This window comes from Microcoleus sp. Pol14D4 (assembly GCF_036701245.1).
Classification (GTDB): domain Bacteria; phylum Cyanobacteriota; class Cyanobacteriia; order Cyanobacteriales; family Microcoleaceae; genus Microcoleus.
On record NZ_JAUBQM010000029.1, the window covers coordinates 25,161 to 40,102 of the forward strand.

The window sequence follows — 14,942 nt, forward strand, 5'->3', positions numbered from 1 at the left end:
CGCTCTTTCAAGCCCCGAATTATTCAAAAAGCCGGGGATTTAACAGAATATCTGGCTTTTCTGCTGAGGCAGACGAAAGTTTGTATAATTTAACCTCGAACTCAAATGACCGGCGCTTCGCCACATTTGAGTTTGAGGTTAATATCGTTTCCGGTTGCATCAAAATAATAAAATCGAGTCAACAGTTAACACTCAACCATTCAGTTTTTCGACTCACAGTCAACAGTCAACAGTCAACAGTCAACAATAATTCCGGTGTAACCGGAATTGATATAACAAGTTTCAACCGCCGAATAATCTCAAAATAAAAAAACCCTCCCCAACAAGGAGAAGGGAGGGTGAAAAGACAGTGAGAAATTTAAGTTTTTGCAGAATTAACAATAAGGAGTTACATCTTCGCCACACTCGTCAGCCAAATAACACAAAGCTCGAAAGCGCAGCCCAACGACTTGCTCGTAAAGCGGATTTAACTTGCACAGCGGCGGAATGGATAATAAAGTGCGATCGCCAATTTTGACTTCTCGCTCAAACGGACACTGGCTGGGAATAAACTTACACAGCAACCGAGCCAACTTTTGACTTTTAATTGCAGTGTTATCAAGCCATTCTTTTAGCGGATGCAAGGGGTCAAAGTGTGGCTTTTGACCGTAAGGTTGAGAATTTGTAGCGACATTAACGGCGGTTTCTTGTTTGCCAAACCCTACCCAATTTGGCAGAGTTCGGTAGGAGATTGTATGCTCAAATACGTTCATTTTGCTCTGTTCCTCTTTTATAACGAGGTGCCAAGAACTCTCTGTAGAGCTTGTGCGATATTATCTACAATCAGTATCTACAGCATCTCGTTTTGCTTTACCGGATTGAACTTCTAAAATTAATGACTTAGGGCGAGAAAAGTAGTTCCTGATTTTTTTTAAAGACGGTGTGCGCTCTAAAAACTGTCCTCATTTCAAGCCCAACAATTGATTGATAGGGTAAAAATTCTGTCTTCTACGTTTTAGCTTCAACCTTCGGTTGACTCTCCTTTTGTAGTTCAATTACTATTGTGAGGCATCCAGGTGAATTATCCTATACGTGAAAATGCGGAATTTTTAATAAAACTTATAATATTTCTAAATAAGCTCTGCTGCAAAAAACCCTCAAACCTCGCCCCAACAATCTTTGCTCGCGATCGCTCAGAAACTTCTACAATGAGAAATAATCGGTATCACCGCCCTCACAACCCATGAGTAACCCAGAAACCAAAGCTATCACCCGCGAATTGCAAAGCCACGCCGCCATTCTCGGTGGCTTCGTCTCCCTCCTGTGGATTATCGAAATTGTCGATGCCTTCCTGTTCGGAGGCAGGCTGAATGACTACGGAGTCCGCCCCCGCAGCCTCGACGGACTTGAAGGCATCTTGTTTATGCCTTTTCTGCACGGCAGTTTTGCTCACTTAGCCGCCAATACCCTCCCTTTTGTGACATTGGGTTGGTTGATAATGCTACGAGAAATTAGCGACTTTTTTATCGTGAGTGCCGTCACTGTGCTAGTCAGCGGATTGGGAGTTTGGCTGACGGGCGCGCCTAATTCCGTTCACATTGGTGCTAGCGGATTAATCTTTGGTTACTTCGGCTTCTTGCTGCTGCGGGGCTATTTTGAACGCAGCTTTACATCTATTTTGTTATCTTTAATTGTCGGTTTCTTCTACGGCAGTTTAATTTGGGGAGTTTTGCCCTCGCAGCCGGGAGTTTCCTGGCAAGCGCATTTCTTTGGCTTTGTCGGGGGGGTATTAACAGCTCAACTTTTGGGGCGGCGGAAACGGGAAATTAGCTAGGATTAGGACTTGTGGTGTATCCTATCATCACCTTAGTTTATTGCCCCGAACTTATTTGAAAGCGTAGGTTTTTTGTCCATAAACCTGCTTTATTGTGTAAAAAGTGCGTCCCGGATAGCAAGACTAACTGCTGACCAATAATTCAACGCGGGCAGGCAAGTACACAGTAAAAACCGAACCGCAACCTAACTCGCTTTCAACGTGCATATCGCCACCCATCATCACGCAAAAGTGACGGCTAATAGTCAATCCCAAACCGGTGCCGCCATACTTGCGCGTAGTTGAGGCGTCGCCCTGCATAAAAGCTTGAAATAAATGCTGCAATTGTTCGGGGGGAATCCCAATACCCGTATCAGCTACGCGAAAAATTATTGAGTCGGAAGGTTCTGCTATTTCTTGAGTTGTTAAGCTGTCATGTTTAACTCTTTCAATGCAGAGGGTAATAGTGCCACCTTCCGTAAATTTGGCTGCATTGCTCAGCAGGTTGAGCAATATTTGACGAGTTTTGGTAATGTCCGCATACATCATTCCCAAGTCCTCACCACAATCAACTTCAAACTTATTAGAATTTTTATCTACCAAGGGTTTGACAGTAGAAACTACCTCGTCAATTAAATTAACCGGGTTGAAAGTTTCTAAGTAAAGTTCCATCCGACCCGCTTCTATCTTAGAAATATCTAGAATGTCGCTAATTAAAGATAGCAAGTGTTTTCCCGCTGTTTGAATTTTTTCCAAGTCGGGGATAAAATCTTCGCAGCCTAAATCCTCAGCGTCTTCTTTGAGCATATCGCTGTAACCAATAATCGCGTTGAGGGGAGTTCGCAATTCGTGGCTCATATTAGCTAAAAAGGCGCTTTTGGCTTGGTTTGCAGCTTGAGCTGTTTGAGCGACTTTTTGGAATTCTTCTGCTAATTTGCGCTGGGTAATATCTTCGGCAATACCGACGATGCGGTAAATTTCTCCGGTTTGGCTGCGGACTGGAAAAGCCCGATCGCGCACCCAGCAAACTGAACCGTCGGTTGGCGTAGCCCCCTTAGGGGATCGCACTACCCGATACTCTTCATCATAATCGCCCCGCACCTGTTTCTCAAAAGCAGCCTTGACGCGATCGAGATCCTCCGGGTGAATAGCATCCCAAAAAGCCTCCGGTTCTGACTGCAAACTCTGACAGCTCAAATTCCATATTTTTTCGCAAGCAGGGCTCACATAAACTAGCTGCTTTTGATTGGGTTCTCTAATCCAAAATACCTCATGAATATTTTCTGCCAACTGACGAAACCGCTCCTCGCTGGCCCGCAACTTCTCCACAGCACTTTGAAATTCAGTCACATCCTGAATCAGCGATGCCACCCCGATGATGGTGCCGTCAGCATCAACCAAAGTCGTATTGTACCACTCGCAAAGAATAATTTTGCCATCCTTTCGGATGTTCTCGTTAATGCTACTAATTCCTCCTTGATTAGTGAGCAAAGTTATAGATAGTTGCCTAACATACTCCTTAGCACTTTCAGGAACTATTAGATCGACTCCGTGGCGTCCCATTGCTTCCAAGCGGCTGTATCCAAAAATTCTTTCGGCTGACAAATTCCATTCCGCTACTTCAAAGTTGAGATCCCATTCAATCGCGCCCAATGGAGTTTGGTGAAGATGGAGAGCCAGTTTTTGCTGCGATTTTTTCAGAGAAAGAATTAATTCATTTTTGTCGGCGATCGCAGATTCTACCCGCTCTTCGAGAGTAGTAAACGACTCTTCCAATTGACCGGCCATCCTATTAAAAGAGCGAGCTAAGACACCCACCTCATCCTCCCGATCTACAGACGCCATCAAGCGGGGATCTACCGCCATCCCGTCCCATTCTCCCCGCGACAAAGCCTCCGCAGCCTTGCTCAGACGCTGAATCGGTACAACAATCCACCTAGAAGTCAGAGCGCCAATCGCCGTTGCCAGCACCAAAGCACCCAGACACATCACCACAGTATACCGAGTGTTGGCATTAATCCTTTCCATAAAATCGGCTTCAGGAACCGTCACCACAATCAACCAGTCGAGGCCCCTGCTGTCTAAAAGCGGCGTCACCTGTAGAAATTGCCGTTGACCGTCGATCGTAAAATCTAACTGGCGAGAGCTGTCAATTTTGTGCAAATCCCCGAAGCGTTCTGTCAAATAGCGGGCGGTCGATCGAATTAGAACATTCTTGCTGCTCGTTGCCACAATCCGTTTCGCAACACCATTGCTAACAATAAATGGCGGTTCCTGAGTAGAATTTGCCACCAATTGCCCAGACCTTTCTACAATAAAAGTCTGTCCTGATTTGCCAATTTTTAGAGTTTCCAAGAATTGATTGAGCTTGGACAGTGCCAAGTCAGAACCCAGGATGCCAATCAGTTTACCATCCTCGCCATAAACTGGTTGAGCAGCCGTAATCGCTAGTTTGGGAGCGTCAAAATAATTATAGATTTTACTCCAAGTCGGTTTGCCTGCCCGCACCGGAGCTATGTACCAAGGTCGGACGCGGGGGTCGTAGTTGATAGTGGTTTTTAATAGCTTGGTTTGTTTCTCGAACTGGGACAGCCCGTAGCTATGCAAATTATAGCCAGTAGATTGATTAGAAATCTGAACTTGCAACTTGCCGTCGTCGAGGCGTTCAACTCCAATAAAATCTTTTGCTTCGGATGCGAATTGAATGTAGCTAATTTTATCAAAAATTTTTATTTGTTTGTAGAAGTAGCGTTGCAAACTCTCACTATCCTGCTCGTTCACAATGCCGAGACGGATGGCATCGAGATTTAGCTGATTGATTTGGTGTGGCGTTTCAATATAACTATTAATATGTTGCTGGATACGCGATGTGACTTCTGTCCGCAGTTGTGCGGCAACATGGTTCACGGCTATGCGCCCGTTCCGCAGCGACAGCCACCCCGTCAACCCTACCGCAGCGAAAGTCTGGAGGGCAAAAGGCACAACAAGGACGATGCGAATTGGCACTTTGCCCGACATTTTTAAAATCGGGTCGGTCAGATATTTGATTGGCATGGTAAAGCAGAACTCTTATGAACCCACAACATTCCGGTCATTCGATTTTAGATTTTAGATTTTAGATTTTAGATTGACACCACGGATAAATCCTGGGGCTTGAGGATGCAAGGATTTTGGATTTTGGATTGATTCCACGGATAAATCCGGGGGCTTGTACCCTCAAGAAATTATTGGTCAAGTACAACTTGATGAGCGCAGGTTTTGAAGTTGAGATGGTTTTAGTAGGCACAGTGCTGTTAATAACTCGGAATCTGCCGCTGGCAACTGAATTTTTAACGACTGCCACCGCCATCTTAGCGCGATCGCGAGCTTTGGGAACATTGGCGATCGAGATGAATGCAGTATCAATCCTCCATGCACTCTACACGCTCATAATATTATAGATTTTGAGATTAAAGAATTGAATAATTGGGAAAAACTGATTCTGTAAGGGTTTAGAAGTTGCCTGCTGTTGCATTCTTTTTTTTAACCGGTTTCAGAAACCGGGTTTTTTAGCGTTTTGGCGGGCTGTAACTATTGTCGTGAAAAAACCCATTGGTGAATAGCCACCCGTCCATCCGCCACTAACTATTTTTCCACTTCTGAGGCGCCCTAATCAAACAAATCGAGTTTTTGGTTGACTCATTCCTGAAAAGACGTATTCTGGGGTTTCAACCGGGTTGCTGGGTTAGTTCTATTTTTCCGATAGCGCGATCGAAAATTATAAGTTTTCACAGCAACTGCAATTGATATCTCCACAAGCAGCTACTTTGGATAGAGTGCAACTTAATGCCGACTCGGTACAATAAGCGCATAGTAGGATGCAACTAGCGGAGGCATGGATGATGAACGCAGTTATTGCTACTCTTGGCACTGCTCTCGGACTGAGCTCAATTTTTATCGGTTTGACCCCGGCGGTTCTCGCCCAACAAAGACTGCAACCAGCGCCCCAATATTCGGAAACGACTTTATCTGGGGATTCATTGAGGGCTGTGGAGGACAGAACCTTAGACTCGGACTACCAAAACTTGATTGGTGAACCAGAAACGGCAGGTAATTCTGCTAGAAGGGAAAGCAGCTTGGGCGACACATTTCGCCTCAAAATCGATGGCCCATTGGAATTTATTACTACTCCTTCGGACGCCCAGCGTCAAGGAAATCCTTTACCTCCAAAACAAACCGACAGCGGTACAGAAGCGGGAGTTCAGCTTCAGCTAGGACTTTAGCAATTTTAAATGAATTCATTTAAAGCAAGCGATCGCGGAACCCAATTTTTGACTCTCGGAGTTATTGTGACTGCGATCGCTTTTTTATCAGAGTTTTATCACAAGTTTTGTGCGGTTTCCCTCACACAAGGTTCTCTATTGTGAACCTACGATTAGACCAATTAAACTTCCGATACAGACCGATTAGCTACATTTCTTTACAATAGCGCATAAAACTGGCGGTGAAGGTGATGAGAAAGGCTCAACTTATCGATTATTTGCGGGGAGAGTTGGCGATATCGAATTCGGCGATCGCCGTTGCTCTCCGACACGGTGAACAAGATGCCGGCGAACTGCCGATGGTACTGTGGCAGTACGGGTTAGTAACACTGGAACAGTTAAACCTAATTTTTGATTGGCTGGAAGCTCAGCCGACTTAGCAATTTAAAATCCTGAGTTAAAAAATATGGATATCGGATTGCAATTTTTTGACAAATAAAGCTTGCACAAACGGTCGTCGAAAAGTATAGGGTTGAGTGTTTAGGTTGAGGGTGGGTCTTATTTTGTCCCAATTAGAAAAATACAAATATACAGTAGGGACACAGCAGTGCTGTGTCCTCATTTTTTTTGCCGCCTAAAATAAACTGCTTTCATATCAAATGTGGCAGCATCGGAATTAATATTGCCCACCGATTTCGAGACGGCAGTGGCGTCTCCTCTATATCATGTCGCTCGTGCAACCGGAAACGCTATCAATCGTCGAAGATGCGATCGCCGACGGCCTCCAACAGACGGCATAAAACAAACCCCAGCAACTTTTAGGCTGCCGGGGCTTGTCTTGTTTAATTTGGTGGCGGGAAGTGGATTTGAACCACTGACCTTCGGGTTATGAGCCCGACGAGCTACCAGGCTGCTCTATCCCGCGTCGCTTTGTCTCTCTGTAGTGGTTTCCAAAAACAAAACCCTGAAACCTTAACGATTACAGGGTTCGCTTGAATTTGGTGGCGGGAAGTGGATTTGAACCACTGACCTTCGGGTTATGAGCCCGACGAGCTACCAGGCTGCTCTATCCCGCGTCGCTTTGTCTCTCTCTAATATAAACATATCTTTCTGAAAATAGCAACCCCACAATCAAAAAAACTTTTTAGATTGTGGGAGGGGTTGCTTAAATCGGCTCAGAGTCTCGATCGCCCTAAAGCATCGAAACTTCCCCGATTACCTCCAAGCGCTTGAACTCGCTGAGAGTAAGGTAAGTTTCCGAAAGAGTTTCGGCGATCGTCGGAGTAATCCACCCCAACTGCTTGAGCAAGTGAATCGCCACAGCAAATTGAGCCCGCTTTCCCCCATCCGTCACCTTAATTGCCAAGCCCATGCCTTCGCCAACGCGGCCAATGCACTGCACCCCTTCGGCGCCGGATTTGCTCACCAATTCCCCTTGAGTCAAGCGCATCAGTTCCGTGTCAAATTTGCCCTCACCAGCAACCATCATCGGGTGGTGAGTCATAGCGCGGACAATCCGCTCCATATCCACATTGTTACCGGAGGCTAACTGAGCGTACAAAGACGCCATTTGCCCCAACTGCAACAGATAGGTAGGAGCCCCACAGTCGTCGCGAGCGCTGATAAACTCTTCGGCAGGCATTGCCAGCAAGTCAGCCACTTTGCCCAAAATAAGCTGCTGGACGGGATGTTTGCGGCGCAAATAAGTGTCCAGAGGCCAGTGCAGTTGCTGGCAGACAGCCAGCATACCGGCGTGTTTGCCGGAACAGTTGTATTGCAGGGCGCTCTTTTTGCCTTCAGGAATCGGGCATTGAAGTTTAGATGGGTCAATGTCGCAGCGCCACAGGACGTTAAATACCTGTCGCGATTGCTCGATCGTACCTTGATGGGAACTGCAAATAATCGCTAAATCTCGATCGGTCAATTCGTAGCGTTCTAAAGTGCCAGTCGCCGTCACCGCCAAAGCTTGAAAAGGCTTGAGTGAAGAACGGACAAATGAGGCCGTTTCCGAGTTACCAGCAACAGACAGAACGCGCCCGCGGTTGTCGCAGACAGCGGCCTGGGCGCGGTGCCTCGATTCGACAATACCTTCGCGCAGCAATGTGACTTCCAGTTCGGGAGCTTGGGTTCGTTTTCCCCTTGTCATATCAATTTTAGATTTTAGATTTTAGATTTTAGATTGGGGTTCAGGAAGTTAGGAGTTGCGAGCTGCCAGTTAAGAGTTATAAAGTTAATCTTTCTGCGATCGTTTCTCACTCATGCACTCCGTGCGTGTTGTTGGCTGTGCGCGGCAATCTCAAAAATCAAAACTCCCTTGAATTCCCGATTACAAACAACTCCAAGTTAGTCCCCCGGCAACCAGCAATACTGTCAAACCATAAAATGTCTGCCGCAGACGCCTGAGAATTGGTTCTAGTTGGTAGTTGACAATCAACTGATCTTGAAGCAAAACTTCTGGAGTTTTAGGCCAAGATTGACAATCGTACCAACCAGACTCTTCGTAGACGACCGTGGGATTTGAAAGGCGCGATCGCACGTAGAACCAACCCAAGTAGAGCCGCAGCAAAGCTAATCCTAGAATAAAACCGGCACCTGCGGCACTGCTGAGGACAAACTGAGCTGGATACTTGACAGGAGCAAAGCTAGAAGCAGCTATCGGCCCCGATACCAAGCAACTCCAAGCCCACACCCAAGCTAGTTTTGCCAGGTATCCTGGCCAATTGAGTGTTACCCAGCTAAAAAACCAGGATTCTTTAAGTTCTTGGTATTCATTGATCGGTCGCTGTTCTTGCGGAACGGGACAAATAGAAGCAGAAACGTTTTTCACATTAGCCATCCTCACGGCGCGGGGGAAAAGTCAATGCGTTCGGCGTGTCCCCAGAACGCTTCTAAATTGTAGAACTCCCGCTCTTGAGGCTTCAAAATGTGAACGATCGCGTCGCCGTAATCCATGACCACCCAACTAGCGTCTGATAGGCCTTGTGTACGCAGTGGCAAGCGTTGCCACTCTTCTTCCACTTGGTCTGCTATCGCTTGGGAGATGGCTCGTACCTGCACATTGGAAAATCCGGTGACGATCGCAAAGTAGTCTGCCAAGTAGCATACTTCTGACACGCGGAGCAATACAATATCTACTGCTTTGCGGTCATCGGCTGCTTGGGCAACGGTCATGATCAGACCGCGGGCTTCGTCTGAGGAGGTGCCGCCCGTTGCTGTAGACTGGGCCCTGGAGTATTCGAGTTGAGTTAGATCTGACATTAAGTGTTTAATTTCCTAAGTGATAGGGTAAGGGGAAATGGGTGCGCTATTCGCTTTCGGTTGTTGGCAGTTTGAGACGGGAAATAGGAGTTAGGTTGAAGCTAAAAGTAAGGACAGGATTTCTGATAAATTTTACTTTTAACTTGTGATTTGTTCGATCGACTTCTGGGTCGAATTTCCTGTTTCCGGCGATCGAGCCATTTGCAGCGCCCAATTCCGCGTCAGTACGGTGCGGGGGTGGATGTAGCAGCGAGTTTCTAGCAAATATTTCAGAGAATAATCGCTAGTTTGCCACACGGCTGCATAAAGATTTTGCCAGCTTGCCTCGCGCAGTGCTTCTAGTTGGGCTGTGTTACCACGGCTTGGCTCTATGGTATCTGCTATGAATACGGTACAACTGAGCTGGCTCATGTTTGGTCTGCCAAGGGTGTGATTGGCGATTGCGTCCAAAATTTCTCGATCGACCACCCCGAATTCATCTCTGGCGACGATCGCGCTTGCGTCTGCGTGCAGCAAATGCGGGTGTGCTTCCAACACTGAGTCTAACTCTAAACCTTCCTTCTGGGCCATTTGCAGCAGGAGTTGAGGTTTGAAGTATTTTGCCAAATCGTGCAACAAACCGGCCGATCGGGCTTTTGCTTCGTCGAGGCCGTAATGGCGAGCCAAGTCACCTGCTGTCTGTTCGACTCCCAGAATATGTTTGATGCGGGCAGCAGGAACTCTGTCTGACAGCCAAGCTAGAACGTTTTCGCGCGCGGGTGCAAGTGTCAAATATTAACTCCAAAATTGTATGAGCTACTATTTTAGCGTTTTGTTTTAATGGACTGCTGTGTCGGGCACGCAGGGGTGTGGTGGCTTCTGGGATGGGGAGGGGTGACAATCAAGGTATGGAATTTGACGTATCCGCTCAAGAATCCGGGGTAAATCGCTCAAAGATACACCTCAAATGACGCAAAATCTTTCCTGAGTGGGTAGTCCGCCCCGAATTATTGAGCGGATACGAATGTGAAATTTTTGTCTTTCATCAAACTGTGGCAAATTCTGTCAAAGGTCTTTTGCTAGGATGATGAAACCCCAAAACAATATCGCCCTTAGAAATTCCTGCTGCTAGTAAATCATCAACTACGCACAAATCCGTCCAATCTTCTTCCACCCAAACTTTACCCTCTTTAATCCGAAGATACATCGTAATGTGGCGGAGCCGTTTTTTGCCATCCCAGCCAGAACGAAACCATAGATATTGATCTCGTTCTTCGTCAAATGCTAGACGATGCTCAGACTCTAATTCATCTAGTGCGATCGCCCCTGTGACGGTCATTTCATAATATCCAGTCAATATTTGTTTAATTGTATTGCGATAGTATTCTAATTTATCCATTCCAGAATTTCCTCCTTTGCCATTTCAACTACCATTAACAAAACCTGATTTTCATTAGTAATTACTTGGATAGACTTGCGTTTAAAAAAATCTTGGTATACAATATCATCAATTGCCAAATAGAGCCTGTGTTCTGGAGCCGTAAGTTGAATCAGATTTCGGTAGACAATGTATTGACCGAGTGCGCCGTGAAAATCATACATTAGCGATCGCCCAATAAAGCTCTTAATTTCAACAACTATTTTTTGTCCTTGGCGTTCTGCAGCGATCGGCTTTTCTGCTGCTATATCGGCATACAACTCGGCATCCTCATATTTGATGAAGTACGGGTCAGCCGTAATTCTCCAACCATCTTTTAGCAGGGCATTTTTAACTGCATTGTGATAGTTGTCTTTGGCAGGCATTATAAAAACAGTTAAATATTACTCGCTCTTTAAATACAGTAAATACATTATAACTCTTAAGATTCGGTTTCACCAAGAAACAAATAACGGTCGGTACTCACTAACCTAATTATCAGATTATTTCGGCAGGGGGGCCAATATTTTCTCAGAATGACTCGCTGCCACCGCCGCAAATAAAGTTTCATAATGATTCAAAGCTTCCTCAAATCCGTAATTCTCAACAGCATAATTTCTGCCTTGCTCGCCCAAGGCATCGACCTTAGCAGGGTGCAGGTACAAATCCTCAACAGCCTCAGCCAAAGCCTGCGGATCTTCCGGCGCTACCACCACCCCGCCACCGCTTTGCTGCACTGCTTTCTGGGCCGTACCAGTTTCGGGAACCGAAGCCAAAATTGCCCGACCGCTGGCGAGAATTACTTGAATTTTTGAAGGCATATTGAAGTTAGTAACGCGGCGCTTTTGTACTACTAAACTAACATCAGCAGCAGCTAACAATTCTGGCAATTTTTCTCGCGGTTCAAATGGTAGCAGCATTACATTATTAGCTTTGTAAGTTTCGCAATCTTGTTGCAAGCGCGCCAAGGCTGTTGATTCCCCCACAATTACAAAAGCGATTTCGGTTAGGTGTTTCAAACGAGCCGCTGCTTGGACAACTGTTTGCAAGCCTTGAGTGAGGGCAATATTGCCTGCATAGAGAACGACAAATTTTCCCTTGAGTTTGTGAGTTTCTCGAAATGAGTTAGTTTCCTTGGGTAAGGGGCGAATGAAATTGACATCAACCCAATTGGGCACGCAAACTATTTTTTCCGGTGGTACTCCCTGAGAGTGCAATTTTTTGATAAAACCGCTGTCGATGACGCTGACTTGGCTGGCTGTGCAGTATGCCAATTTTTCTAAAGCGTCAGCAATGCGAACTAGCAGTCCGTTTTTTTTGACCAAGCCGACGCGCACGGCTGCTTCTGAGACGATATCCTGAACGTTGAGGACGATCGGGCAAGCGCGAATCCAGCCGTAAAAGGCGACTGGGACGCAAATCGGTAAAGGGGGCATTGTAGAGAAAATCACGTCGGGACGCCAGCCTCTGAAGGCTTGGACGGCGCTGGAGACGACAAAACTGCCGTCTAGCACAAGTCGGTCTAGGAGGCTGGGGTGGGGCCCGTTGACGCGCAGATAGCTGCGCTGAATTGTGACGCCGTTGTGTTCTTCGGTGAGGTACAATTTGCCCTCATATTGCGGATAAATCCGGCGCTGCGGATAGTTGGGCATTCCTGTGACGACTCGGACTTGGTGGCCGCGCTTGACTAAGCCTTGCGCTAGTTCTGTCATCAGGGGGGCAATGCCGATCGGCTCTGGATAATAGTTATAGGAATAAATTAGAATACGCATAATATTTATTTTGAAGCAAATTGTCCTCCAGCCGCGTGCATCGAGCCTGCACCCGCAGAATTGCAGAGGATGTGGTTGGGTTCCGGGTAGGACAATAGGGGGCGAGGGGATCTTCCACTCCTTGGGAAAGAAGCCGCCCTTACCGGGCGGGTATCGCGCCCTCAGCTAATGTTTTTTCGCATTACCAGGCAGTTGCGGCGATCGTCGGTACGGATATAGCGAAGATCGTCTGTGAGCTTGTACATGAAAACCAGTCCCCTTTCTCCTTCTCTGTCCAAAGGATCGCGCTGCTCTTGCATGATCGAATGCAGCTTTGCTTCGAGGTTGAACGGTTGACCCCTGTCCCAAATCCTAATTTCTAAGTAATCGGCAAACACTTTTACCTCAATGTCTATGGGCGTCGCGGGGGGCAAGTTCTGGTGAGCGTGGCGGACAGCGTTTGTAAAGCCTTCGTTGATTATCAGCCGGCACTGCCACCAGAAATCCGCTGGCAGCAGGGGCAAAACGATATTCTCCAACCATTCCAAAACGGATGTTAAAGCATTCAGGTCTGTTTCAACCTGAAGGTGCTGCTCAGCCTTTGGTTGCTTGTCTTTCATCTTTCTTCCCCCTGGTCGGCCCCCACCACCGCTGTACTCAGCGCCGGAGAGAGAGAAAAAGGAGGGCAAGGTCTTGGCAACATATTAGTTAAGTCAAGCTTGAGTTGAAGAAGCCCGTTTTGCCTCAAGGTGAGCATTCCTTTCGCACCATTTACTCGCACAGCAAATGAGAGACTTCCGATACTGTAACCCGCCTCGGTAGGGCGTTTAAATAGGGAAAATTCCCGAGTCAGCTTGCGAGGAAGTGATTTAAGCTTCGATCGTGTTAGCAGTCGGTACTTTTCTAAACACAGGTGAGTTCTTCTCGTCCTCGAAAATCATGCTGGGATAATTCGAGTATGACCTCGAACTCGCCAATTGCTAATTATTAATGCTCTGATTGCAGAGCTGGCAACTAGCTGTGCATTTTCTGGGCGTGTGAATTTTAACACTTAATGCTAACGTAGGTATCGCTAGCGATCGTCTGCTTGACTAAGTATCGAGTTCGAGTTCCCGTCCCCCCTCGGCAACAGCACCTCAAAGTTCAGCGGTTGGTTGTTGAGGGTTCCTACACAGCGCCACTATTTTTGTTAAACAGGACTGTTACAGTTTTGACTATTAGTTTGAGGTCATACACAAGGCTCCAGTTTTGTTGGTATTTTAAATCTAAACGGATGACATCTTCAAAATCGCGGACTTGAGAGCGACCGTTGACTTGCCATTCCCCTGTCATCCCGGGTTTGACATCCAAACGCTGCCACTGAGGGACTTCGTAGCGCTCAACTTCGTCTGGGGTAGGCGGTCTAGTGCCGACTAGACTCATTTCGCCTTTGAGCACGTTCCAAAACTGCGGCAGTTCGTCGAGGCTGGTTTTGCGTAAAATGCGCCCGACTTTGGTAATCCGCGGGTCGTTGTCATTTTTGAAAAATGCGCCAGAAGCCTGGTTTTTGATTTGGGCTTTCATGGCTTCGGCGTTGGTACACATCGATCGAAATTTCCAAATCCGAAATTGTTTGCCCATCCAGCCACAGCGGGTTTGACCGAAAAATATCGGGCCTGGATCGTTGATAGTGATTGCTGCAGCTATGGGTACGAGCAAAATTCCTGTAATCATCAAACCGACGATTGCCCCAACAATATCTATCAGCCGCTTCACCCACGATTGCACTGAGGGGTGGGTCATCGGTAGGTGATTATCCGAGGGGTTGGTCTCTGTGGGAGTTGAGGTTGCAGAGGGCTGCTCGATCGTCAGCACTTGATCTAGGCTGGTGAGAGCAAATACTGCCATCACCTGCGGCTTGAGGCTTCGGAGCACCAAGTCGCTACCACGCTGTTTTGCAAATTTCAGATTGCTGACTAAAGCACCGATCCCGCTACTGTCGATGAATGTCGTCTGACTGAAGTCTAGGACAATCTTGCTGGGAACGGTGGTGCTTTCCGAAAAAAGTTGCTGGCAGGTTGTCTTGAAGTTTACAGCTTCAAGTACGCTCAAGCGCACGGGTATGTGAACTGAGGGAATCTCGTCCGAGTACGTTACCCGAAAATCTGCCTCTGGGGTTTGACTGACCATGAAGTCCTGGTTTCAAATTTCAAGCTGATGTCTTTAGCCTATTCTGTCCTAGCAGCTCCACCTTTACCAAATATTATGGTTAACAAAAGGGTAGCTTTATACAAACTTTACAAAAACGCCTGCAAACTCGCCCGCCGAGAATGATATCAAAGGCAAAAATAGACTTAAGTCTACCAGTGCCAGTTTTGGTCCAAAGATTTTTGAACGCAGTCGCGGTCAAACTTTGACATCGGAATCAAGATTTTTGTGGATTCAGGCCGATTAATCTTGTCGTTAATTATTTTGGTGCCTGTCTTGCACAAGATAGCCATCGCAGTTAACAGTTAACAGCTAAC

General features: G+C 46.8%; 16 protein-coding genes and 2 tRNA genes. 5 read left to right on the forward strand and 13 right to left on the reverse strand.

All coding sequences use genetic code 11. The features are described 5' to 3' along the window. Positions 1 to 374: 374 nt before the first annotated feature. Entirely contained in the window at positions 375 to 752 is a 378-nt protein-coding gene (locus tag QUA33_RS12960; RefSeq protein WP_333148937.1) for a Mo-dependent nitrogenase C-terminal domain-containing protein, read from the reverse strand. A 470-nt stretch (positions 753 to 1,222) separates the two neighbouring features. Here QUA33_RS12960 and QUA33_RS12965 point away from each other — a divergent pair, with 470 nt between their 5' ends. Then, entirely contained in the window at positions 1,223 to 1,813 is a 591-nt protein-coding gene (locus QUA33_RS12965; protein WP_333148938.1) for a rhomboid family intramembrane serine protease, read from the forward strand. A 123-nt stretch (positions 1,814 to 1,936) separates the two neighbouring features. Here QUA33_RS12965 and QUA33_RS12970 read toward each other — a convergent pair whose 3' ends face one another. Then, entirely contained in the window at positions 1,937 to 4,846 is a 2,910-nt protein-coding gene (locus QUA33_RS12970; protein WP_333148939.1) for a PAS domain S-box protein, read from the reverse strand. A 191-nt stretch (positions 4,847 to 5,037) separates the two neighbouring features. On the opposite strand from QUA33_RS12970, the gene QUA33_RS12975 reads away from it, so the two are divergent. The 4 genes from QUA33_RS12975 (at position 5,038) to QUA33_RS12990 (ending at position 6,473) form a co-directional block, all read left to right on the forward strand. Continuing rightward, the gene (locus tag QUA33_RS12975; protein WP_333099657.1) at positions 5,038 to 5,232 is read left to right on the forward strand and encodes a hypothetical protein; all 195 of its coding nucleotides are present in this window, start codon (positions 5,038 to 5,040) and stop codon (positions 5,230 to 5,232) included. A gap of 438 nt (positions 5,233 to 5,670) precedes the next feature. Further along, positions 5,671 to 6,054, forward strand: a complete 384-nt coding sequence (locus tag QUA33_RS12980) for a hypothetical protein (protein ID WP_333148940.1) — start codon at positions 5,671 to 5,673, stop codon at positions 6,052 to 6,054. Between the two features lie 9 nt (positions 6,055 to 6,063). After that, positions 6,064 to 6,198 carry a hypothetical protein gene (locus QUA33_RS12985; protein WP_333073122.1) on the forward strand — a complete coding sequence of 45 codons (135 nt, stop codon included), beginning with the start codon at positions 6,064 to 6,066 and terminating at the stop codon, positions 6,196 to 6,198. A gap of 86 nt (positions 6,199 to 6,284) precedes the next feature. Then, positions 6,285 to 6,473 (forward strand): DUF2949 domain-containing protein, encoded by a 189-nt coding sequence (locus QUA33_RS12990; protein ID WP_333099655.1) that lies wholly within the window; start codon positions 6,285 to 6,287, stop codon positions 6,471 to 6,473. Positions 6,474 to 6,881: 408 nt separating this feature from the next. Here QUA33_RS12990 and QUA33_RS12995 read toward each other — a convergent pair. The 11 genes from QUA33_RS12995 to QUA33_RS13045 all read right to left on the reverse strand — a co-directional run bounded on the left by QUA33_RS12995 (position 6,882) and on the right by QUA33_RS13045 (position 14,607). Continuing rightward, a tRNA-Met gene (locus QUA33_RS12995) sits at positions 6,882 to 6,958 on the reverse strand. A 74-nt stretch (positions 6,959 to 7,032) separates the two neighbouring features. Beyond that, a tRNA-Met gene (locus tag QUA33_RS13000) sits at positions 7,033 to 7,109 on the reverse strand. Positions 7,110 to 7,225: 116 nt separating this feature from the next. Beyond that, positions 7,226 to 8,179: an asparaginase gene (locus tag QUA33_RS13005; protein WP_333065553.1), complete on the reverse strand. Its 954-nt coding sequence runs from the start codon at positions 8,177 to 8,179 to the stop codon at positions 7,226 to 7,228. A 180-nt stretch (positions 8,180 to 8,359) separates the two neighbouring features. Further along, complete coding sequence (locus tag QUA33_RS13010) at positions 8,360 to 8,869, reverse strand: CGLD27 family protein (protein WP_333065555.1); 510 nt, start codon at positions 8,867 to 8,869, stop codon at positions 8,360 to 8,362. 2 nt (positions 8,870 to 8,871) lie between these two features. Then, positions 8,872 to 9,291: a ribosome silencing factor gene (gene rsfS / locus QUA33_RS13015; RefSeq protein ID WP_333099654.1), complete on the reverse strand. Its 420-nt coding sequence runs from the start codon at positions 9,289 to 9,291 to the stop codon at positions 8,872 to 8,874. 138 nt (positions 9,292 to 9,429) lie between these two features. After that, complete coding sequence (yqeK, locus tag QUA33_RS13020; RefSeq protein ID WP_333148941.1) at positions 9,430 to 10,062, reverse strand: bis(5'-nucleosyl)-tetraphosphatase (symmetrical) YqeK; 633 nt, start codon at positions 10,060 to 10,062, stop codon at positions 9,430 to 9,432. Positions 10,063 to 10,315: 253 nt separating this feature from the next. Continuing rightward, complete coding sequence (locus QUA33_RS13025) at positions 10,316 to 10,669, reverse strand: XisI protein (RefSeq protein WP_333148942.1); 354 nt, start codon at positions 10,667 to 10,669, stop codon at positions 10,316 to 10,318. Then, positions 10,657 to 11,073, reverse strand: a complete 417-nt coding sequence (locus tag QUA33_RS13030) for a XisH family protein (RefSeq protein ID WP_333148943.1) — start codon at positions 11,071 to 11,073, stop codon at positions 10,657 to 10,659. The genes QUA33_RS13025 and QUA33_RS13030 overlap by 13 nt, the downstream gene beginning before the upstream one ends. A 117-nt stretch (positions 11,074 to 11,190) precedes the next feature. Continuing rightward, positions 11,191 to 12,459 (reverse strand): WcaI family glycosyltransferase, encoded by a 1,269-nt coding sequence (locus QUA33_RS13035; RefSeq protein WP_333148944.1) that lies wholly within the window; start codon positions 12,457 to 12,459, stop codon positions 11,191 to 11,193. A gap of 161 nt (positions 12,460 to 12,620) precedes the next feature. Continuing rightward, positions 12,621 to 13,058: an ATP-binding protein gene (locus QUA33_RS13040; protein ID WP_333065568.1), complete on the reverse strand. Its 438-nt coding sequence runs from the start codon at positions 13,056 to 13,058 to the stop codon at positions 12,621 to 12,623. A gap of 547 nt (positions 13,059 to 13,605) precedes the next feature. Beyond that, complete coding sequence (locus QUA33_RS13045) at positions 13,606 to 14,607, reverse strand: sugar transferase (protein ID WP_333148945.1); 1,002 nt, start codon at positions 14,605 to 14,607, stop codon at positions 13,606 to 13,608. Positions 14,608 to 14,942 lie beyond the last annotated feature (335 nt).